This is a genomic window from Gordonia gummivorans (genome assembly GCF_022513585.1).
Lineage (GTDB): Bacteria > Actinomycetota > Actinomycetes > Mycobacteriales > Mycobacteriaceae > Gordonia.
This window is the reverse complement of sequence record NZ_JAKWBF010000009.1, coordinates 27230-49245: the sequence shown is the minus strand read 5'-3', so window position 1 is coordinate 49245 and position 22016 is coordinate 27230. Positions and strand designations below refer to the sequence as shown.

Here is a 22016-nt window from a genome sequence, read left to right as displayed (position 1 = left end):
CGATGAACGGTACTGAGCTCAGCGACGCCGGCCCGGCGACGCTTGCCGAGGTGTGGGAGGCCAACAGGTCGATCCAGCGTTCGGCCGCGGTCCGGCTCTTCGCCGCCGCCAACTCGGCCCTGTACGTCACCTTGATGGAGCGGCATCTCGACTTCGGCGCACGCCTGGCCGAGACCGATCTCGCCGTCCGGCTCGAACGCGACGTTGCCGAGCTGGGCGCCGCCGACACCCCGAACGGCCTGGATCTGATCAAGCTGTGGGCCAAGCAGGGATGGCTGCACCGGGTGACCGACAACGCCACCGATGGCGCCCCGAACCTCTGCTACCTCTCGACCGACGCTCGATCGGTGTTGGACTATGTGCGCCGGCTGCGTCGTGAAGACAGTGTCGCGACCGGCGGCTCCATCAACGGCATCGCCGCGGGCCTCCGACGGGTCGCTGGTCAGGTCTCCGACGATCCCGACCACATCCGCGACGAGATCACCCACCAGATCGAAGAACTCGACGCCGAACTCGCCGACCTCGACGCCGGCCACCGACGAGCCCCGGATCTGCGGAGCGCCGAGGACGAAGCGCGAGCAATCGCCTACCAGATGGAGCAGGTGATCACCGACATCGGCCAGTACGGCAGCATGCTCGATCGCATCACCACCCAACTGCTCGACGACCCGAACGATTCCGACCTCGCCTACCGCGATAGACAACGTCAGATGTTCGACGACTACGAGGCACTTCTGGAGTCGTCGCAGAGTGCGTCGTACCACGCGTTCAGCCAGATGATCCAGGATCCCGAGCAGCGGGCGCGGCTGATCTCCGACATCGAGACGGTCACCGACCACCTGCCGGGCATCGACACCGGGCTGCGGTCGGTGATGGACAACTTCTTCGGGTTGGTCACCCAACAGATGGGTGAGGTCGGGCGCACCCGTCAGCGCTGCGCGCGGCGCATCCGCAGGTTCGTGGCCTCGGGCACACTCGAACAGAGTCGCGGCGTGGCCCGACAACTCAACGACGCGATCGCCACCGCAAACGAACTGCTGAAGGCGTCCCTGTCGGATCGCCGCATCGGCTACGAGATGCCGCTGGCCACACCTGCGGTGTCGTCGGTCGGCCGACTCGCCTTCGAGATCCGCCATCCCGATCCGCCGGCGCCCGCCCTGCCCGCCGGTGGCGACGCCGACCTCTCCTCCTTCGCGTCGCTCGCCGGCCAGGTCGACACCGTCGAACTCACCGAGACGGTCAACAACGCGGTCCTCGACGGCCCGGTGACACTGTCGGAGGTGCTTGCACGGCTGAACGAGCCGTACCTGGCGCACGTCATCGTCCTGTGGTCGTGGGCGCTCAAACAGCCCGGCAACAACGCACATGAGTCCGTTGCGCTCCGATTCCGCTCCCTGCAGGGGGAGGACCAGGCGATCGAGGTCCCGGCCCTGATGTTCACCGAACCGATTCCGACCGCGGAGGTCGACGCGCTATGACAACAACCACCGATGACGGTGCACCGGACGCCGACGAATTCGCCGGCTACGACGACCTACCCGCCGCGGCGACTGGACCGGCCGACGATCTGCGGCCGCGCCACCCTCGGTTCGACGGCGATCGCAGCGAATTGCCCGACCGCGCCTGCTGGGCGCTGCAGAACCTGGTGACGAGGCGATATGTCAGTGGCGACCGACATCCACAACTCTGGGCCTGGGTTTCCGAGTACTCCGATGCTCTGCGGGTGCGGCTGTCCGAACTCGACCTGCGGTTGCGCATAGTGGACGAACTGCAGGTCGCCTTCGTCGAGCAGGCTGGATATGATTCACGTTGGGGCAGAAGGATTCTCAAGCGGGAGACGATACAGACCTACGACGCCATACTCGCGCTGCACCTGGCGAAGTACGCTCGTGCCGCGCGCGATGAGCACATCATGATCACGCGCGAAGAAATCCATGAACTGTTCGCAGGAGTCAGCAACACGATCGATCGTGATCTCGCGCTGTTCGACAAGCGCATCGAGCACGCCATCGACAAACTCGAAGAACTCGAGTTCTTGCGCAAGAACCGCGACGATCCCGACACGTTCACCGTCAGCCCGGTCATCTCCGCCGTGATGACCGCGTCGGTGATCACCGATCTGCAGCGGCAGTTCGAGCAGTTCATCTCCGCGGGCGACACCGGCGACGACGACCAGTCGGTCGATGAGGCCGGGACGCAGGTCATCGCACTCGATTCCGACGAGGACGACGAAGGAGACGATTGGTGAACCAACCCGTCGACCAGTACTCCCTGTCCCGGCTCCAGTTGATCAACTGGGGTGTCTTCGACGGGTACCACTCGATTCCGTTCAGCCCCAACGGATCACTGATCACCGGGTCGTCGGGCAGCGGCAAATCGTCTCTGTTGGATGCGATTTCGCTGGCCTTCCTGCCCGATCACCGGCGCAACTTCAACGCGTCCGGCGACGCCACCGCTGCCGGTTCGTCGAGCGGGCGGCGCACCGTCGGCAAGTACGTGCGTGGCGCGTGGGGTGAACGCCGCGACAGCGCCAACGCGGCCCGCGAGATCATGTACCTGCGCGGCGCCGGACCGGCCTGGGCCGCCATCGCGGTGACCTACACGTCGACGTCGGGTGCGGCGATCACCGGACTGGTGCTCAAGTGGCTGGCGGCCGGAAAGATGACCGACGCGCACAGCGCCTATTACATCCACGACGGTGACACCGACATCGCCGAGGTGTGCAACGCCTGGGCGACCGGCAATCACAATTCGGCCCGGTTCCGTGAACAAGGCTGGCGAGGTGGGCCCGGCGAGGGTAAATACCTTGCCACCCTGTACTCGCTCATCGGGATCCGCGCGTCCGAGGCGGCCCAGCAGCTCCTCGGAAAAGCGAAGTCACTCAAGAGTGTTGGCGGTCTGGCGCAGTTCGTTCGCGAGTTCATGCTCGACGAACCGACCAGCATCGCGGGCATCAAAGACGCCCTTGAACAGATCGACCCGCTCGTCGAGGCACGAGAACTGCTCGATGTGGCCCGGCGCAAACGCACCATCCTCGCCAACATCGAAACCGTCCAGGAACGCTATGTCGCCGAGGCTGCGACGTTCAGCGTCCTCGACACGATCGATCCCACGACGGTGCGTTCGTACGTGAACAACCTCCGCCTCCACAACGCGACGCCCGAAGTCAGCGACCTCGACGATCAGATTGCAAGGCTCGACGGCGATTTGGCGGCCCTCACCGCCCAGCACGACCAACTCCGGCAAGACCACTCGCATCTCCTGTCGCGGATCGCGACGTCGACCGGTGACCTCGCCCCGCTGCAAGAGCAACTCGCGACCGCCCAGAAGGTGAGCAACGAGGCCTCGATCCGGCGGGCGAGCTACGAGCACAAGGTGACCGCGCTCGGTTTCTCACCGCCCAACGACGCCGAGGAATTCTGGTCTCTGCGCGAGACCCTGATGGAGGACGCCACCCACATCGAGGGCCAACTCGAGGCCGGCAAGGCGCATTTTGCCGAGACCCTGGCACGCGAGGTGGCTGCGCGTACCCAGCGTGATGCGGTGGCCGACGAACTCACCCGGGTGCAGCAGGCCGGTTCGGCCCTTCCGCGCGCCGAGCACGAGATGCGGCGGGTGCTCGCCACCGCGCTGGGCATCGACGAATCCGAATTGCGTTACGTCGCCGAACTCGTCGAACTCGATCCCGACCAGGAGCGCTGGCGGCTGGCCGTGGAGAAGGTGCTGCGCTCGGCAGGCTTGCGACTTCTCGTTCCCGACAAGCATTTCCGGGCAGCACTTCGGTTCGTCAACAACCACGACATGCGTGGACGGATTCAGCTGCACCATGCCGAGGATCGTCGACCGCCGACCCCCGAGGCCGGCACCCTCGGCGCCACCTTGCGGGCCGTCGACCCGGCGCACCCGTGCTCGTCGGAAGCGCTGTCCATCCTTGCCCGCCTCGGCAATTACGCATGCGTCGAGTCGACCGCCGACTTCGGCGACCACACCAAAGCGGTGACCGATCGTGGTCTGCGCAAGGACTCGGCGAAGCTGGCCGTCAAGGACGACCGCCAAGCGCTGCGACCCTCACAGTACGTGTTCGTCGGCAATGTCGACGCCAAGATCGCAGCGCTGCAAGAGGAACTCGACGCCGAACAGCACGCCTACGACCAGGCGCGCGAGGCCAGTGCGACGCTCGACGGCGAACGAACGTCGCGTGAACAGCGCCGCGATTCCTACCGCAGACTCTGCGAGCAGTTCACCCAGTGGAGCGAAATCGACCTCGATTCCGCCGACGATCGGGTGGATCAGCTGGCCGAGCAGTACGACCTGCTGATGGAAGAGCACCCCGATGTCGAGGCGCTGCAGCGCAAGGCCGAGGACATCTGGGAGCAGGTGCGTGCCGCGATCTCCCAGGCCGCCCTGGTGCGCGACAAGATCGCGACTCACGATCGGCGCCGCACCCAACTGCTCGATCTGATCGATCGCCTGAAGCCGGAACCGATTGCGCCGCAGGCGCAGACGTCCCTCGACGGATTCCGCGAGGAGTCGGCCGCCACGCTCGACGTGCTCGCGCCCGAGTCGTACCGGCAGGAGCTGGTGAAGGTCGTGTCCCGCGACCGCGATCGAATGCGTTCGGACACAAGGCGTTCGCGTGACGAACTGGCCCGCATCCTCGACCGATACGACGAAGAGTTCCCGGACGCCATCCCCAACGACAGCGACGATTTCGACGAGCGCATCCACGACTATGTGTCGCTGTGCCGACGGATCGACGAGCGGGAACTCCCATCTGCCTACGAGCGGATGCGCCGGCTCATCACCGAGCAGGCACCGGGCGCAATCCTCAACCTGCACATGGCCGCCGACGCGGAGGAGCGCCGCATCGTCGAGCAGATCGAACGTGTCAACAGCGGTCTGGGTGCCGTCGCATTCAACCGAGGAACCCGACTGCGATTGCATCCGGGCCGCAAACACCTGGCTGCGGTCGCCGAACTGAGCGAGAAGGCGCGGCAGATCTCGGGCCGGGCGGCGGCGGTGGGTTTCGGTGACGAGCAGGCGATCCTGGAGCAGTATGCCGACATCCTGCTCCTGCGCGAACGGCTGGCGGGTGCCACGCCCGAGGACCGGCAATGGACTCGGGACGCACTCGACGTGCGCAATCGCTTCGACTTCTATTGCGAGGAGCACGACGCCGACAGCGGCGAGACCATTCGGACCTACAGTAACGCCGGCGACAACTCCGGTGGCGAGCAGGAAAAGCTGATGGCGTTCTGTCTCGCGGGCGCGCTGAGCTTCAACCTGGCGAGTCCCAACGGTCATGACAACCGTCCGATCTTCGCCCAGCTGATGCTCGACGAAGCCTTCTCCAAGTCGGATCCGCAATTCGCGCAACAGGCCCTGTCGGCGTTCCGGAAGTTCGGCTTCCAGCTGATCATCGTTGCGACCGTGCAGAACACCAGCACGATCCAGCCGTACATCGACAACGTCGTGATGGTGTCGAAAACCGAAGGGGCCGATGCGCGTCCGGTGGCGACCGCGATGTCCACCTCGATTCAGGCGTTCTCGGATCTGCGCCGCTCGAGCGGGGCGCGGCTGCCGGTCTAGATGCCGTTCTCCGCTCCGGCGGTGGCCTCGGCCGCACCGGCGGCCGCGATCTCGTGGATGCTCACGCCGTCGGCGGTGATGGTGGTGATCGTGGCCAGAGACGTCCGGCCCGGAGGCTGGAGTCGGATGGTGATCTGTCCGTCGACGGCCCGGTCGAGGTGGGTGACGATCTCCGCGTGGAGTCCGGCCATCGTCGCCTCGTCCGCATCCGTTGGCCCGCTGCGACTGTCGTCGAGGAGCCGGACGTCGACGCCGCGCGCCCGTGCCGCCCAGGTCGATCGAGTCACCTGCCGGACATCGAGAGCACGTGCCCGGATCCCGTCGCGCAGCCGCGCCTCGAGGAGACGTGCGTGTTCGACGTCACCGCCGGTCAGACCACCGTCCTCGGCGATGGTGACGAGCAGCGGGCGAGCCAGTTCATCGAGCCGAGCCTTTTGCGTCGCCCGCTCGGTGCGGACCGCGTCGGCGGCGGCACGCTCGGCCAGCTGACGGGTCTGGGCAGCGCGCAGCCGATAGATGGTCGCGGCGGCGGGTCGCACCAGCCACGCGAACAGAGTCGCCGAGACCATCAAGCCGGTGCTGGACAGCAACTGTCCAACGGCCTGGTCGAGACCGCCTCCGGTGCGCAGCGCCCACGCCGCCGCCACCGCGAACACGATCGCCTGACTCGTCCACGACGCCGCCACACGTCCACGCACACACAGAAAGGCACACAGGACCGTGCCGCCACCGAAGGCCACCGCGGCCTGCAGCGGCTGGTTGATGGGCACCGGCAGGGCGGGCAGCATCGCGATGGCCTGCACGATCGGGACGATCGCGACCACGACGGTGGCGCGGCGAGGGAGTGGGTCGCCGTGGGTCCGCAGGAGCACCGCGCCGCCGACGGCGAGCAGCGCGAGCGGAACAACCGCCGCGGCGACCCCCACACCGGACTTCAGCGACCCGAAGGTCAGCAGACAGCCGGCCGCGAAGAATCCGTACGCGACCGTGCGAGCGCCGCGTGAATGCATACCGAGAAGGTCATGGACCGGATCCGAGCCACGGCCCGGATCATCCTGGTCGACGGGCGACGTCGGCATCACGAGCGCCACTCGAGTTCGACGGTGGTACCGGCGTCGACCGCACTGGTCACCACGGATCGGCCACCACGAAGTCGCTGCATGCGTCGAGTGATGCTGAAGTCCAGACCGAGCCGGCCGCTCTCACGCCGCCGCGAATCGAACCCGGGCCCGGTATCGGCGATGACCAATCGCAGAGCCCGCGGTGCCAGCCATGCGGTCACCTCCTGGGTCGCCCCGGCGGCGTGCAATGAGCTGTTGCGCAATGCCTCGGCGGCGGCGGCGAGCATCTCTCCGACGACATGTGCGGGATACCGCGCGCCGGCCACGTCGCCGTCGGTGTGGATCTCCGGCTGCACGGCGTGCTCTGCACACACACGACGAAGCCGCCGCTGCAGGGCGTCGATCCCAACCGCTTCTTCAACGGCGAGCTGGTGCGCCAGCCGATCCAGTTCGGTCAGCGCATCGCGGGCATGAGATCCGACACGCGGATCATCCGGTGTCCGATGCGCTTGGAGAAGGGTGGCCAGGACGCGGTCGTGCACCAGTGCGTCGAAACGTGCTCGTTCCTCGTCGCGCGCCACCCGCGCCGCATCGGCCACCGCTTGTCGCTCCACGTCGCGGCGCGTGGCGTCGAGCAGGTGCGCGGTGCGGACCGTGAGCAGTGCTGCGGCGACAAACACCGAGCTGAAGGCCACCGCCCACACCGTCTCGTAGGCGACCCGCGCGGCCAATGACTCCACCCCGACGAGTCCTAGCTGGTTGGTCAGGACACTGAGAAACGACGCCACGACCTGGCCCGCGAACGCCCACGCGGGTGGGGCGACCAGGGCCGCGGACAGGCCGGCGAGACCCGAGAACATCACCATCCAGGTGCTCCTCGCCGACATCACGTGCCCACCGTTCCACGCGATCAGCCACAAGAGATTGGCGAGCACGTAGCCGCCGAAGGCGGCGCACGCCGCGACGCCCGTGGCACCCCGCATTCTCGAGAAACTGGGCATCGTCGAGAAACTGGTCGCGATCAGCGCGAGCCCGGGGCCGAAGACCAAGACGACGGCCACCGGCGTCCACCACCCGTCGACCATCTGACCGTCCGCACCCAGTTCCGGGATCGACACCAGTAGGTAGGCCGCATACCCGAGTCCGACGAATCGGGTCAGGAGCCGCAGAATTCGATCACCGTCTGCGGTCTGCGCCTCCATCACATCCCGGACGTACGGTGCGGCATCGATACCCACCCGTCCTCCAGGGCTCGCTTGAACAGGTCGAGTTTCGTGTTCGCCGGCCTGCCGGCCGACGCGTACTTCTGCCGGATTCGTTTCAGATACTCGTTGACGGTGTCGATTTGAACATTCATCGCCTCGCTGATGGACCGTGACGTCGCGCCGTTGGCGTACAGGGTCAGCACGCGCTGCAACTGTGGACTCAACCGCACCGCGTTCAGGTCTGGGTCCGCGTCGATGGCGGCAGCCCACTCCGTGCCGAGGACGGGTTCACCCCGTGCCGCTTCCTCGATCGCTCGAATCACCATGTCCTCCGGCGCCGACTTGGGGATCATCCCGAGCACTCCCGCCTTGGCTGCCGAGCGCAGTAGATCGGGGTATTCGCCCGAGGTGTACACCAGAACGTGAATGCCGTTGGTGTGCAACAGTTCGACATTGGCTTGCGGGCTACTGTCGTCGGTGAGGCGCAGATCCAGGATCACCAGGTCGAAACCTCCGTCGCCGCTGAGCAGTTCGGGAACCGTCTGCGCCGCACCGGCGAGAGTGAGCCACGAATGGCCGTCCAGAATTCGTTCGATACCCCAGACCGTGGACTGGTGGTCGTCGACGACACCCACGCGCGCCACTGCGTCGGCTTCCATTCGTCGACCTCCCAATCATCGATCCCGCAACCACCGTGTAGGGTCCCGGCAAGCTTCATTCTCGCCTATCCCACTGTCGCACAGACCCACTGGACGGGACATGTGATTAGGTCGTGTCCGGCGACGAACACATCCGAATCTCCGAAAGTCCCCCCGCAACTGGGACTTATCACCCGACCCCGGCGTTTCTAGGCTCAAAGGAATCGGCTGAGCACGTCCCGTAGCCGAGACCCCACCCAGGGAAGTCGAGAAGGAGAACGCTGATGGGAACCACCAAAGGCCGGCACCTGCTGGCTCTGATCGTCGCGACCGTGGCACTCGTATCCGGGCTGACCGCAGTCGGGTCCGCAGCAGCGGACGCCCGACCGTTCCCGCCGGGCGGCGCGAACGCGACCCTCGTGATCAAGAACCAGACCGGTTGGCCGCTCCAGCTGAACTCGTACCCGTACACCGACGCCTCCTCTGGCAGTTCGTCTCCCGACCGCTGGATCGACCGGCCCGCACAGGTACTCCAGCCCGGCCAGACGACAGTGGCACGGGCCTGGTCGACGAACCCCGTCCATTTCTCGGTGACGGTGGACTACAGCTACAACTACCGATTCGGCAGCACGTACCACTACGTGTCCTCGCTGGCGCACCAGTGGGGAATGACCTGGACCGCAGGCTCCAAGGCTTCACAGCCGGGCGAGCAGGTCATCGCCAGGGTCTACCGCGACGCACCGAACATGGCGGCGACATACACCCTGCAGTAGCCAGGCGTGCCGACCGGACCACGGTGTCGTGGAGATCGCCCCTCCTCGACACCGTGGCTCCGGCCTGTACCGGCCTGTACCGGTCGCAATACACCATTGGCGACGAGTGATGATGGGGGAGAGGGCAAATCATGGATCTTCATATCTCGGGTGAGAGCGACCTGGTGGATTCGCCACTGCGATTCCGGGTGTCGGGCACTACTGCGGACACCGTCGACCTCATCGTGTCGACCGCGGACGCGGCGGGTGCGCCATGGCGGTCGAGCGCGTCCTACGCGGTGGGCCCCGGCGGCTGGCTCGACATCCCCGACCTCGACTCGCCGTGGGCGACGATGCAGAACAAGGCCGTCGACCGCCCTGCGGCGATCTTCGAGAACTGCGCCACGGAAATCGAATTCGCGATCACCGCGAACACCGCTCATGACTCGGCGACGCAGACCGTGCCCCGGCGATGGGGGCTGGATTTGCGGACCGAACGCATCACCGGCGACGGGTGGGTCCTGCAGATCTATCGTCCGCCCAATGATCAGCCGTGTCTTCCGGGGATCGTGGTGTTGCCGGGAACCATGGTGGGACGATCGATCGCAGCGACGACCGCCCTGCTCGCGTCGCACGGGTACGTTACCGCGACGCTGTACTACACGCAGCAGCCCGGCCTCCCGGACGCCTTCTCACGCATCGCGACCGAAGACATCGCGGGCGGCATCGAGGCGTTCCGGCAGTTGCCCTACGTCGACGGCGACGCGGTCGCCGTGCACGCCGGATCGGTAGGGGTCCAGACAGCGCTGGCCACCCTGATCACCACCGGCACCGCGGTCCGTGCCGTCGTGGCGGTCGCGCCGAGTCATGTCGTCTTCCAGGCGCTGCGCGACGACGGACCACCGCAGAAGATGTCCGCCCTCACCCACGGCGGTGAGGATCTTCCCTACGTTCCGGTCAAGTCCGAGCGACTACTGCCACAGGTGCTGCGCAACGAGCTCCGCCGACGGATATCCCGCACACCGACATCGACGGCGTTGGCCACCAGCAGCGCGTACGAGGCCGGCCTCCGCGATGCGTCAGCTGTCGCGGAGGCGACCCTGCGCGTCGAGGACATCGACTGCCCCATGCTGGTGATCGCGGGCACCGCAGACAGGTGCTATCCCGCGGCCCCGATGGCCGCCGCGATCATCGATCGACGCGAGGCCGCCCGCAACCCCTTCGCCGCCCAGGATGAACTGCGGATCTACGACGATGTCGGACATTTCATCCGGCCGCCGGCGATCCCGACGACCGTCGACCGCTCGTCCGGGCTGATCTCGGGAGGGAGTCCAGCAGCCACGGCCGCCGCCCAACGGGATGCGTGGACGCACATCCTCCGTTTCCTGCGGACCCAGCTGAGAGTGTCGGCCTGACGCGCCGGTTGGCCACATCCCGCGGTGACGGGCTTTACTGTGCGCATGCGTTCTCATGGCCGGCCATACATTGCGCGGCTGATTCTTGCCGTCGCACTGTTGCTTGCGATCTCCACGTTCGGGTGGAGTCCTGCGAGCGCGTCGACCACCGCAGGCCTGGACCCGACGCTGGCGACCGCCTATCGCCAGGCCGCCACTGCCGCACAGTCACAAGGCGTGCCGTTGAGCATCACGTCGGGAAAGCGTTCGGTCGCCGAGCAGCGGCGGTTGTGGCGGGAAGGAATCGCCACCTATGGCAGCCCCGCGGCCGCCCGACGCTGGGTGTTGCCGCCAGAGGAATCAACCCATGTCACCGGGTACGCCATCGACGTCGGCCCACGCGCCGGGGCACGCTGGCTGGAGACGAACGGGTACCGCTGGGGTCTCTGCCGCACATTCGCCAACGAATGGTGGCATTTCGAGGTCGCGACCATCCGGGGGTTCGCGTGCCCGCCGATGTGGCCCGACGCGGCCGCCCGGATCGACCACAATCCCGGTTGATCGCCGCGCAGTTGATCGTCGAGCGGGCGACGATCAACTGCGCGTGCCGTCACGAACTCTGCACCTTCTCCTGCATCGACGTGCGCGCCGGATTGCCCTGCTCATCGACCTTCGGATCGGGTTCGCCCTGCTTGTCGGCGACCCCCGCCTTGATCCGGGCACCGATGTCGGAGTCGACTCGACTCCAGTAGTCGAAGGCCCGTTCCAGGACCGGTGTGGACACGCCGTTCAAGAGATGTCCGACGACGTTGTCCACGAATCGTTCTCGGGCGGCGTCGTCGAACACTTCACGCACCATCGTGCCGGCCTGGCCCCAGTCGTCGTCCTCGGGATGATCCACGTAGGCACTGCGGATGATCTGACCGTCGGCTGCCCACTGCGGTTCGGGCTGACCCGCGTACACGGCAGCCGGCCCGCCCTTCGAATTCGGTGCGTACACCGGATCGCTCACCGGGTTGATCCGCATGGCGCCATCCTTGGAGTAGGTGTGCACGTCGTTGCGCGGACTGTTCACCGGGATCTGCTTGTAGTTCACTCCGAGCCGTGCGCGATGGGCGTCGGCGTAAGAGAAGACCCGGCCGAGCAGCATCCGATCGGGGCTGAAGCCGATCCCAGGCACCACGTTGTTCGGTTCGAAGGCCGCCTGTTCGATCTGGGCGTGGTTGTCGGTCGGGTTGGTGTGCAAGGTCATTGTTCCCACGTCGTGCAGCGGGTAGTCGCCGTGCGGCCACACCTTTGTCAGGTCGAACGGGTTGAACCGGTAGCCCACCGCGTCGTCATAGGGCATCAACTGAACCTTCAGCGTCCAACTCGGCCGGCCTCCGTCCGCGATGGTCTCGAACAGATCGCGGGTGTGGAAATCGGTGTCCGCGGCTGCCATCTGATCTGCTTCGTGCTGAGTGAAACATTCAACGCCCTGATCGGTGATGAAGTGGTATCTCACCCAATGCTTGACCCCCTGCGCATTGACCCACAGATACGTGTGTGAGCTGTACCCGTTCATGTGCCGCCACGTCTTCGGGATTCCGCGGTCACCCATCAGCCAAGTGACCTGATGCGCGGACTCGGGGGACAGCGTCCAGAAATCCCACTGCATGTCGTGGTCGCGTAAGTTGTTGTCGGCGCGCCGCTTCTGTGAACGGATGAAGTGCTGGAACTTCATCGGGTCCTTGATGAAGAAGACCGGCGTGTTGTTGCCGACCATGTCGTAGACACCTTCGGTGGTGTAGAACTTGAGCGCGAAACCCCTTGGGTCGCGCCAGGTGTCGGGGCTGCCACGCTCCCCGGCAACCGTCGAGAAGCGAGCCACCATGTCGGTCTTGACCTTTGGCTGGAACAACGCCGCACACGTGTAGGCCGACACGTCCTCGGTGGTCTCGAATGTTCCAAATGCGCCGCTGCCCTTGGCGTGCGGCTGACGTTCGGGGATTCGCTCGCGGTTGAACTGGGCCATTTGTTCGATGAGGTAGTGATCGTGCAGAACGATCGGACCGCCGGCACCGACAGTGAGCGAATGTTCGTCGCTACCGGCCGGGGCTCCCGAATCTCGAGTCGTATACAGGGAATTGCTCTTGGTCATATCGCCTCCGAGCACGGTGAAGCAGGATGGGCTGAAGTGACCCGGACTGTTTCAGGCCGTGGGGCTGATCCTACACTTGGAAGCGCAAGGGCGAGGGCCGCTCGCGCGGTCGGCACCTCGCAGTTCGACGCGGGATGCCGAGTCGGCTCAACTGTGTGCTCTCCAACAGGACACAGACTGTCCGGAGCGCCTCCGCGGCAGACTGCATCTCCCCGGGTCAGCGCTCCGGTCACCGATCTCTTCAGGTCAGGACTGAACCGCGTCCAGCGCCTCGTTGAAGGTGGTGCTCGGGCGCATCACCTTCTTGAGCAGATCGCCGTCGGGGTAGTAGTACCCGCCGATGTCGACGGCTTCGCCTTGTGCGCCGTTGAGTTCGCCGAGAATGGCGTCCTCGTTCGCGGCGAGTGACTCGGCGAACGGTGCGAAGTGCTTCTGCAGGTCGGTGTCGTCGGTCTGTTCGGCCAGCGCCTGCGCCCAGTACAGGGCGAGGTAGAACTGGCTGCCGCGGTTGTCGATCTCACCCACCTTGCGCGACGGTCCCTTGTCGTTCTCCAGCAGTTTGCCGGTGGCCGCGTCGAGCGTCTTCGCCAGGATCTCGGCCTTCGGGTTGTCGTTCTTCTTCCCGAGATCCTCGAGACTGACTGCCAGCGCGAGGAACTCACCCAGCGAATCCCAACGGAGATGGTTCTCCTCGAGGAGCTGCTTGACGTGCTTGGGTGCCGAACCGCCTGCGCCGGTCTCGTAGAGCCCGCCGCCCGCCATCAGCGGCACGATCGAGAGCATCTTGGCGCTCGTACCGAGCTCGAGAATGGGGAAGAGGTCGGTCAGGTAGTCACGCAGGATGTTGCCCGTGGCCGAGATCGTGTCGAGGCCGCGGATCAGCCTCTCCATCGTGTACCGGATTGCCCGAACCTGCGACATGATCTGGATGTCGAGACCGTCGGTGTCATGATCCTCGAGGTACTTGTGCACCTTGGCGATCAGCTCGTTCTCGTGCGGACGGTAGGGATCGAGCCAGAACACAACCGGCATGCCGGATTCACGGGTCCGGGTTACGGCCAGTTTGACCCAGTCCTGAATGGGTGCGTCCTTGACGATGCACAGTCGCCAGATGTCGCCCTCCTCGACCTCCTGGGTGAGCAGCACCTCGCCGGTCTTCAGGTCGGTGATGTTTGCGGTTCCGGCCTTGGGTACCTCGAATGTCTTGTCGTGTGAACCGTATTCCTCGGCCTTCTGTGCCATCAGGCCGACGTTGGGCACCGTACCCATCGTCGTGGGATCGAAGGCCCCGTTGGTCTTACAGAAGTTGACCATCTCCTGATAGATGCGGGAGAAGGTCGATTCCGGGTTGACCGCTTTGGTGTCCTTGGTGCGGCCGTCTGCGCCGTACATCTTGCCTCCGGCCCGGATCATCGCCGGCATGGAGGCGTCGACGATGACGTCGCTGGGGGAGTGGAAATTGGTGATGCCGCGCGCCGAGTCGACCATGGCCAACTCGGGCCGGTGCTCGTGACACTTGTGCAGATCGTCGACGATCTCCTCGCGCTTGGACGCGGGCAGCGACTCGATCTTGCTGTACAGATCCGACAGACCGTTGTTCACGTTGACGCCCAGCTCATCAAAGAGCTCACCGTGTTTGGCGAAGGCCTCCTTGTAGAAGGTCCGCACCGCGTGCCCGAACACGATCGGATGGCTGACGCGCATCATCGTCGCCTTGACGTGCAGCGAGAACATCACGCCGGTCTTGTAGGCGTCTTCCATCTGCTCTTCGTAGAACTCGATGAGCGCCTTCTTGCTCATGTACATGCTGTCGATGACGTCGCCGTCGGTCAGCGACACCTTCGGCTTGAGCACGATCGTCTCGCCGTCGGCGGTGACCAGTTCCATCTTGATCTCACGGTCGCCGTCGACCGTCATCGACTTCTCGCCGTGGTAGAAGTCGCCGTGACGCATGTGGGCGACGTGGGTGCGCGACGCCATCGACCATTTGCCCATGCTGTGCGGATGCTTCTGCGCGTACTCCTTGACCGCCTTGGGGGCCCGACGATCGGAATTACCTTCGCGCAGAACCGGATTGACCGCACTGCCCAGACACTTGGTGTAACGCGTCCGAATCTCTTCTTCCTCGGGGGTCTTGGGGCTGCCCGGGAAGTCGGGGAGTTTGTATCCCTTGCCCTGCAGCTCCTTGATGGCGGCGAGCAACTGGGGGACCGACGCGCTGATGTTCGGCAGCTTGATGATGTTGGTGTCAGGATCCTGGGTCAGCCGTCCCAATTCGGCCAGATTGTCGGGCACCCGCTGTTCTTCGGTGAGGTAGTCACCGAACTCGGCCAGCACGCGGGCGGCCACCGAGATGTCGCTCGTCTCGATGTTGATGTCGGCCGCGTCGGCGAATGCGCGGATGACCGGAAGGAAGGCGTAGGTCGCCAGCATCGGCGCCTCGTCGGTCAGGGTGTAGATGATGGTCGGCTGCTTCGCGTTCATAACCCGCCTTTGTCTCCGGTTTCTCTTCACTCACCACATGGATCGCATGCGTCCGAGCGTCTCGGCGCTACCAGTATCTCGTTGTGGGTCGAATCGTGCCGAACGTTGGGTCCTACCCACCGGTAACCGCGCCGCGCCGAGACGGGTGGCGGCACGTTCCCACGAGTCACGATAGCCGGGCTTCTGCGATCGAGGGCTTGACAACATACAACCAATTGGTTGTATGTTGGAACGGTGAGCGAAGCGGATGAGGACCGGGCCGACGCCCTGTTCCATGCACTCTCCGACCGCACCCGCCGCGACATCATGCGGCGCGTGCTGGCGGGGGAGCATTCGGTCACGGCACTGGCGGCCAAGTACGACATGAGCTTTGCCGCTGTGCAGAAACACGTCGCCGTGCTCCAACGCGCCGGACTGCTCAACAAGCGGCGCAGCGGTCGCGAGCAGATCGCGAGCGGTGACGTGTCCGCGGTACGTGCGGTCTCGGACATGCTCACCGAACTCGAGCAGGTCTGGCGCGGCCGGATTGCCCGCATCGACGAACTGATCGCCACCGACCCCACTCAGGAGGACTGACCCATGCCGGTCACCAGCGTCGCCCACGACATCGACACACTCACCATCACCATCACCGCCGAATTCGCGGCCCCCCGAAGCCGGATATGGCAGGTTTACGCCGACCCGCGTCAGCTCGAGAAGATCTGGGGACCGCCCACCTACCCGGCGACCGTCGTCGACCATGACTTCCGTCCGGGCGGTCGTGTGACGTATTACATGACGAGCCCGGAAGGGGATAAGTTCGGCGGATACATGGACATCATCTCCGTCGACGAACCCAGTGGCTTCCGATTCACCGACGGGTTCGCCGACGGCGACTTGAATCCGGTCGATTCGATGCCGGTGTCGACGAGCGACTACACCTTCTCCGAGCACGACGGCCGCACTGTCGCAACCTATGTCAGCACCTACGCCTCCGCCGACGACCTACAGAAGGTCCTCGACATGGGCGTCCTCGAAGGCTCCTCTGGAGCCATCAACCAGATCGACGACCTTCTCGCGGCATAGTCGTCGAATCTCGCCGTACCGGTCCCGGCGACATGTGTCCTCCCGACACACGTCGCCGGGACCGTACTCGCGCGTACGAAAAATCTTCGAAACAATCGTCCGGGTCCGCCCCTCGGCGCGTGATTCGCCGACCTGACGAACGAGAGAAGGGACCCGGCCATGTTCACCCGCATCGCCATCGTGAACCGCGGTGAGTCCGCCATGCGACTGATCCATGCCGTCCGAGGATTGTCCGCGGAGACCGGTATTCCGATCGAGGTCGTCGCGCTGCACACCGACGTCGACCGCGAGGCAACCTTTGTCCGTGAGGCCGACCTCGCCTACGACCTGGGTCCCGCCGCGTCGCGGCCGTACCTCAATCTCAAGGTCCTCGAGCGCGCACTGCTCGAGTCGGGCGCGGACGCCGCGTGGGTGGGTTGGGGCTTCGTCGCCGAGGATCCACTCTTCGCAGAGCTGTGTGAACGGATCGGCGTCACCTTCGTCGGACCATCGCCCGAGGCGATGCGCAAGCTCGGTGACAAGATCGGCGCCAAGCTGATCGCCGAGGAGGTCGGCGTGCCGGTGGCGCCGTGGAGTCGTGGCGCCGTCGACACCGTCGACGAGGCCGAGGCCGCGGCCGCCGAGATCGGCTACCCCCTCATGCTCAAGGCGACCGCCGGAGGCGGCGGACGCGGCATCCGTGTGGTGACCAACGACGCCGACCTCGTCGACGCCTACGAACGCACCCGGGACGAAGCGGCACGAGCCTTCGGCAGCGGAGTCGTGTTCTTGGAACGCCTGGTCACGGGCGCGCGCCACGTCGAGGTTCAGGTCATCGCCGACGGTCAGGGCACCGCGTGGGCCCTCGGCGTGCGTGACTGCTCGGTGCAGCGTCGCAACCAGAAGATCATCGAAGAGTCGGCATCGCCGGTCCTCGCGCCCGAGCAGGTGGCCGACCTGAAGTCGTCGGCCGAGCGCCTCGCGGTGGCCGTCGGTTACCGCGGTGCCGCGACGGTGGAGTTCTTGTATCACCCGGGCGAGAAGCTGTTCGCATTCCTCGAGGTGAACACCCGTCTTCAGGTGGAGCACCCGATCACAGAGGTCACCACCGGCATCGACCTGGTGCGGGCGCAGCTGCACGTCGCCTCGGGCGGACGGCTCGAAGGCCAACCGCCCACCGAACGCGGACACGCCATCGAGGCCCGCCTCAACGCCGAGGACCCCGACCGCGACTTCGCGCCGTCACCCGGTCGCATCGCCCGCCTCGAGCTGCCCGCGGGACCCGGCATCCGGGTCGACACCGGTGTCAGCGAGGGCGACACCATCCCTGCCGACTTCGATTCGATGATCGCCAAGATCATCGCCTACGGCCGAGACCGCGACGAGGCACTCGGTCGCCTGCGCCGGGCAATGGCCGAAACGCGGGTCATCATCGAGGGCGGCGCAACCAACAAGAGCTTTGTGCTGGAGTTGCTCAATCAGCCCGCCGTCATCGACGGCAGCGCCGACACCGGCTGGATCGACCGGGTCCGCGCCGAAGGCGGACTCGTCGCACACCGGCATTCGGCGATCGCGCTGGCCGCCGCGGCCATCGACGCCTACGAGGAGGGCGAGTCGGTCGAGCGGCAGCGGTTGCTGTCCACCGCCGCCGGCGGCCGGCCGCAGGTTCAGCACGACAGTGGCGCACCACTCGATCTCAAACTCCGCGGCGTCACCTACCGCGTTCGCGTCGCCCGGATCGGCGCGCACCGCTTCCGGATCGCCATCGAGGCCGGTGCCGAAACACACACGGCCGACGTCGACCTCGAACGGTTCGACGAGCATGCGGCACAAATGGTCGTGAACCACGTGCGCTACCGCCTCGTCACCGACACCCACGGTCCCGTGCACCTGATCGACGTCGACGGTGTCACCCACCGGGTGAGCCGCGATGAAGGCGGCGTCGTCCGATCGCCCGCCCCGGCGCTCGTGGTCGCCACCCCGCTCGAAGCCGGCGCCGAGGTCGAGGCCGGTGCTCCGGTCCTCGTGCTCGAGAGCATGAAGATGGAAACCGTGCTGCGTGCTCCGGTGCGATCGCGGCTCAAGGAATGTCTGGTGTCGGTCGGCACCCAGGTCGAGACCGGTGCGACCCTGCTTCGGCTCGAACCGTTGGCCGACGACGATGACGACGAACCGGCCGAAGAGGTCGACGAGGCCGTCGACATCGCGCTGCCCGCCGAACCCACCGACGTCGAACCGCACGAACGCACCACGCGCACGCAGGAGGATCTGCGGAGTCAGCTGCTGGGCTACGACGTCGACCCGCAGGACCCGCATCGTCCCCTCGACGACTACCTCACCGTCCGCCACGCGGCGCTGGAGAGTGGCCGACGCCCCCTGGCCGACGAGTTGGAGCTGATCACGGTCTTCGCCGATCTGGCCGAGCTCAGTCAGAACCGTCCGTCGGGCCAGGACCTCGGCATCGAACACGTGCACAGCGCCCGGGAGAACTTCCACACCTATCTGCAGAGCCTCGACGTCGAGCGGGACGGACTTCCCGAGGCATTCCACAATCAGCTCGGCCGGGCGCTCGCGCACTACGGTGTCACCGAACTGGACCGGACCCCTGAGTTGGAGGCGGCGGTCTTCCGCATCTTCCTCGCCCTGCAGAACCCGGCCGACTCGGTCGCGGTGATGTCGGCGCTGCTGCGTGAGTGGCTGGCGGAGCCCACACCGCGCGACGAACTGCGCGATCGGATCGGAGGTGCCCTCGACCGGCTCGTCGCCGCCTCGCAGGTGCGTTTCCCGGCCATCGCCGACCTCGCGCGCGGCGTCGTCTACGCCTGGTACGGGCAACCGCTTCTGCGTCGCAGCCGAGCACGGGTCTACAACGACGTCCGCAAGCAGCTGCGCTACCTCGACGAGAACCCGACCACTCCGGATCGGGCCGACCGCATCGCCGAGATGGTCGGCTCGACCGAACCGTTGGTGCGCATCCTGGGCCAGCGGATCGTGCGCGGCAGCGCCGACAACTCGGTCATGCTCGAGGTCCTGACCCGCCGCTACTACGGCAACAAGGGTCTGTCGGGGATCCGCACCGAACAGTTCGGCGGCGCATCCTTCGTGATCGCCGAGCGGGACGGTTTCAACCTCGTCTCGGCCGCTGTGGACTTCGACCAGCTCGGTGACACCATCGCCGGCCTGGGCGAGCTCGCCCGAGCGACCGGACCGGTCGACGCCGACATCTACCTCAGCTGGGAGCAACAGCCCGACGATTTCGACGCGATGGCCGGCACCCTGCACGAGATCATCGCGTCCACGTCGCTACCCAACCGGGTCCATCGGGTGACGATCACGGTGGCAGGCAGCGGCGACGCTCGGATGCACCACCACATCACCTTCCGCCCATCCGCCACCGGAATGGCCGAAGAACGACTCATCCGCGGACTGCATCCCTACATCGCGCAGCGGATGCAGCTCGAGCGGCTGCACAAGTTCGACATCACCCGCCTGCCGTCCGCGGACGACGAAGAGGTGTACCTGTTCCGCTGTGTGGCCAAGGACAACCCGTCCGACGACCGTCTGATCGCCTTCGCACAGATCCGCGACCTGACCGCACTGCGCGAGAGCGATGGCCGTCTGTTGACGATCCCGTCCGCGGAGACGACGCTCGCGTCGTGCGTCGACTCGATTCGACGCGCCCAGCGCGGCGCGCGACGCACCGCGAACACCAACCGCATCGTGATGTACATCTGGCCGCCGATGGATGTCAGCGACGAGGATCTGTACACCATCGGCTCGCACATCCGCGGCATCACCTCCGGCGTCGGTCTGGAAGAAGTCCAGCTGATCGCCCGACGACGGGTTCCGGAGACGCGTGCGCTGAACAAGGTGTCGGTGCGTTTCACCGTGAAGCCGACCGGTGGCATCGATGTCACGGTCGGGGAGGCGACGTCCGATCCGATCGAGCCGGTCGACGAGTACCGGCAGAAGGTGCTCAGTGCGGCTCGCCGCAACGCCATCTACCCCTACGAGCTGGTCGGGTTGCTCGGCGACTTCGCCGAGTACGACCTCGACGCCGAGCAGCGCCTGGTGCCCGTCGAACGCCCGCGGGGCAAGAACACCGCCGCGATCGTGGCCGGCGTGATCACCACGCCAACCGAGAAGTACCAGGAAGGCGTCACCCGAGTCGTGCTCCTCGGCGACCCGACCAAGTCGCTGGGCGCGCTGTCGGAGCCCGAGTGCAGCCGTGTGATCGCGGCTCTCGACCTCGCCGAGCAGATGCAGGTTCCGCTCGAGTGGTACGCGTTGTCGTCGGGTGCCCGGATCTCGATGGATTCCGGTACCGAGAACATGGACTCGGTGGCGCGCGCGCTCAAGCGGGTGGTCGAGTTCACCCAGGCGGGTGGCGAGATCAACATCGTGGTCGCCGGTATCAACGTCGGTGCCCAGCCGTACTGGAACGCCGAGGCCACGATGCTGATGCACACCAAGGGAATCCTCGTGATGACCCCCGATTCGGCGATGGTCTTGACGGGCAAGCAGTCGCTGGACTTCTCCGGTGGTGTCTCGGCCGAGGACAACTTCGGCATCGGCGGCTACGACCGCGTGATGGGTCCCAACGGTCAGGCGCAGTACTGGGCACCGAATCTCGGTGCCGCCCGGGACATCCTGATGTCGCACTACGACCACACCTTCGTCGTGCCGGGCGAGCAGACCCCACGCCGGTCGCTCACCAGCGACCCCACCGAACGCGACATCTCCGACTATCCGCATGTGTTGGCGGGCAGCGATTTCACCAAGGTCGGCGACATCTTCGCCAGCTCGACCAACCCGGATCGCAAGAAGCCCTTCGACATCCGGACCGTGATGCGCGCCGTGGCCGACCAGGACCACGCGGTACTCGAACGCTGGGCCGGCATGGCCGACGCCGAGACCGCCGTCGTCCAGGACGTGCACATGGGCGGAATCCCGGTGTGTCTGTTGGGAATCGAGTCCAAGGAAGTGCAGCGTCGTGGCTACACACCCACGGACGGACCCGATACCTACACCGCGGGTACTCTGTTCCCGCAGTCGTCCAAGAAGGCGGCACGCGCGATCAACGTCGCCTCTGGCAACCGGCCACTCGTGGTGCTGGCCAACCTGTCGGGCTTCGACGGTTCGCCGGAGTCGTTGCGCAAGCTGCAGCTCGAGTACGGCGCGGAGATCGGTCGCGCGATCGTGAACTTCCGCGGGCCGATCGTGTTCTGCGTGATCTCGCGTTATCACGGCGGTGCCTTCGTGGTGTTCTCCAAGGCGCTCAATCCCAACATGACCGTGCTGGCGATCGAGGGCTCGTTCGCGTCGGTGCTCGGTGGCGCCCCGGCAGCCGCCGTCGTGTTCGCCGGTGAGGTCGGCAAGCGTGTGGCGGCAGATCCGCGGGTGCGCGAACTGGAGTCCCAGCTTTCGGGTGCGACCGGTGTCGACCGCTCAGAGCTCGGTGCCGAGCTCGCCGACACCCGGCAGACGGTCCGCGCGGAGAAGATCGGTGAGGTCGCTGCCGAGTTCGACGCGGTGCACAGCATCCAACGCGCGGTGGAGGTCGGGTCGGTCGACGCGGTGATCCGCGCGGCCGAGTTGCGTCCCAGGATCATCGGCGCGATCCAGAGCAGCACAGCGTGGTCGGATTCGGGAGCGCACGCCTCGATCTCCTGAGCACGCCCGATCCCCGGCGAAACCCAAGCCCGTCCA

The 22016-nt window shown here is 66.0% G+C and carries 14 protein-coding genes; 9 read left to right on the top strand and 5 right to left on the bottom strand.

Going from position 1 to position 22016, the window contains the following annotated elements:
- Positions 1 to 2 precede the first annotated feature (2 nt).
- Genes MKW15_RS08875 through MKW15_RS08865 form a run of 3 tightly spaced genes read left to right on the top strand, consistent with a single transcriptional unit; the run spans position 3 to position 5589 of the window.
- Positions 3 to 1478 (top strand): DUF3375 domain-containing protein, encoded by a 1476-nt coding sequence (locus tag MKW15_RS08875; protein WP_240857244.1) that lies wholly within the window; start codon positions 3 to 5, stop codon positions 1476 to 1478.
- Positions 1475 to 2248, top strand: a complete 774-nt coding sequence (locus MKW15_RS08870) for a DUF4194 domain-containing protein (protein ID WP_240857243.1) — start codon at positions 1475 to 1477, stop codon at positions 2246 to 2248. Before MKW15_RS08875 ends, MKW15_RS08870 begins: the two co-directional genes overlap by 4 nt.
- Complete coding sequence (locus tag MKW15_RS08865; protein ID WP_240857242.1) at positions 2245 to 5589, top strand: ATP-binding protein; 3345 nt, start codon at positions 2245 to 2247, stop codon at positions 5587 to 5589. The genes MKW15_RS08870 and MKW15_RS08865 overlap by 4 nt, the downstream gene beginning before the upstream one ends.
- On the opposite strand, the gene MKW15_RS08860 is transcribed toward MKW15_RS08865, so the two are convergent.
- From MKW15_RS08860 to MKW15_RS08850, 3 genes are read right to left on the bottom strand one after another with little or no spacing between them, the layout of a single operon-like run.
- Entirely contained in the window at positions 5586 to 6668 is a 1083-nt protein-coding gene (locus MKW15_RS08860) for a hypothetical protein (protein ID WP_240857241.1), read from the bottom strand. The two genes, MKW15_RS08865 and MKW15_RS08860, sit on opposite strands and share 4 nt — an antisense overlap.
- Positions 6668 to 7888 (bottom strand): sensor histidine kinase, encoded by a 1221-nt coding sequence (locus MKW15_RS08855; RefSeq protein WP_240857240.1) that lies wholly within the window; start codon positions 7886 to 7888, stop codon positions 6668 to 6670. The genes MKW15_RS08860 and MKW15_RS08855 overlap by 1 nt, the downstream gene beginning before the upstream one ends.
- Positions 7852 to 8514: a response regulator transcription factor gene (locus tag MKW15_RS08850; RefSeq protein ID WP_240857239.1), complete on the bottom strand. Its 663-nt coding sequence runs from the start codon at positions 8512 to 8514 to the stop codon at positions 7852 to 7854. The genes MKW15_RS08855 and MKW15_RS08850 overlap by 37 nt, the downstream gene beginning before the upstream one ends.
- 263 nt (positions 8515 to 8777) lie before the next feature.
- Between MKW15_RS08850 and MKW15_RS08845 the strand changes: the two genes are divergently transcribed.
- From MKW15_RS08845 to MKW15_RS08835, 3 genes are all read left to right on the top strand, one after another.
- Positions 8778 to 9266 (top strand): hypothetical protein, encoded by a 489-nt coding sequence (locus tag MKW15_RS08845; RefSeq protein ID WP_240857238.1) that lies wholly within the window; start codon positions 8778 to 8780, stop codon positions 9264 to 9266.
- 131 nt (positions 9267 to 9397) lie between these two features.
- A complete protein-coding gene (locus MKW15_RS08840) occupies positions 9398 to 10660 on the top strand; it encodes an acyl-CoA thioester hydrolase/BAAT C-terminal domain-containing protein (RefSeq protein ID WP_240857237.1) in 1263 nt (420 codons plus the stop codon).
- A gap of 45 nt (positions 10661 to 10705) precedes the next feature.
- Positions 10706 to 11200, top strand: coding sequence for a M15 family metallopeptidase (locus tag MKW15_RS08835; protein ID WP_240857236.1), 495 nt, complete (start codon positions 10706 to 10708; stop codon positions 11198 to 11200).
- 49 nt (positions 11201 to 11249) lie between these two features.
- On the opposite strand, the gene MKW15_RS08830 is transcribed toward MKW15_RS08835, so the two are convergent.
- Positions 11250 to 12779 carry a catalase gene (locus tag MKW15_RS08830; protein WP_240857235.1) on the bottom strand — a complete coding sequence of 510 codons (1530 nt, stop codon included), beginning with the start codon at positions 12777 to 12779 and terminating at the stop codon, positions 11250 to 11252.
- A gap of 246 nt (positions 12780 to 13025) precedes the next feature.
- Positions 13026 to 15263 carry an NADP-dependent isocitrate dehydrogenase gene (locus MKW15_RS08825; RefSeq protein ID WP_240857234.1) on the bottom strand — a complete coding sequence of 746 codons (2238 nt, stop codon included), beginning with the start codon at positions 15261 to 15263 and terminating at the stop codon, positions 13026 to 13028.
- A 234-nt stretch (positions 15264 to 15497) separates the two neighbouring features.
- Here MKW15_RS08825 and MKW15_RS08820 point away from each other — a divergent pair, with 234 nt between their 5' ends.
- From MKW15_RS08820 to MKW15_RS08810, 3 genes are all read left to right on the top strand, one after another.
- A complete protein-coding gene (locus tag MKW15_RS08820; protein WP_240857233.1) occupies positions 15498 to 15839 on the top strand; it encodes an ArsR/SmtB family transcription factor in 342 nt (113 codons plus the stop codon).
- 3 nt (positions 15840 to 15842) lie between these two features.
- On the top strand, positions 15843 to 16328 hold the full coding sequence (locus tag MKW15_RS08815) for an SRPBCC family protein (protein WP_240857232.1): 486 nt from the start codon (positions 15843 to 15845) through the stop codon (positions 16326 to 16328).
- 159 nt (positions 16329 to 16487) lie between these two features.
- Positions 16488 to 21980: an ATP-binding protein gene (locus MKW15_RS08810; RefSeq protein ID WP_240857231.1), complete on the top strand. Its 5493-nt coding sequence runs from the start codon at positions 16488 to 16490 to the stop codon at positions 21978 to 21980.
- Positions 21981 to 22016 lie beyond the last annotated feature (36 nt).

Coding starts and splice junctions, on each gene's coding strand:
- MKW15_RS08875 (WP_240857244.1), top strand. CDS start 3: ATGAACGGTACTGAGCTCAGCGACGCCGGCCCGGCGACGCTTGCCGAG.
- MKW15_RS08870 (WP_240857243.1), top strand. CDS start 1,475: ATGACAACAACCACCGATGACGGTGCACCGGACGCCGACGAATTCGCC.
- MKW15_RS08860 (WP_240857241.1), bottom strand. CDS start 6,668: ATGCCGACGTCGCCCGTCGACCAGGATGATCCGGGCCGTGGCTCGGAT.
- MKW15_RS08850 (WP_240857239.1), bottom strand. CDS start 8,514: ATGGAAGCCGACGCAGTGGCGCGCGTGGGTGTCGTCGACGACCACCAG.
- MKW15_RS08845 (WP_240857238.1), top strand. CDS start 8,778: ATGGGAACCACCAAAGGCCGGCACCTGCTGGCTCTGATCGTCGCGACC.
- MKW15_RS08840 (WP_240857237.1), top strand. CDS start 9,398: ATGGATCTTCATATCTCGGGTGAGAGCGACCTGGTGGATTCGCCACTG.
- MKW15_RS08835 (WP_240857236.1), top strand. CDS start 10,706: ATGCGTTCTCATGGCCGGCCATACATTGCGCGGCTGATTCTTGCCGTC.
- MKW15_RS08830 (WP_240857235.1), bottom strand. CDS start 12,779: ATGACCAAGAGCAATTCCCTGTATACGACTCGAGATTCGGGAGCCCCG.
- MKW15_RS08825 (WP_240857234.1), bottom strand. CDS start 15,263: ATGAACGCGAAGCAGCCGACCATCATCTACACCCTGACCGACGAGGCG.
- MKW15_RS08815 (WP_240857232.1), top strand. CDS start 15,843: ATGCCGGTCACCAGCGTCGCCCACGACATCGACACACTCACCATCACC.
- MKW15_RS08810 (WP_240857231.1), top strand. CDS start 16,488: ATGTTCACCCGCATCGCCATCGTGAACCGCGGTGAGTCCGCCATGCGA.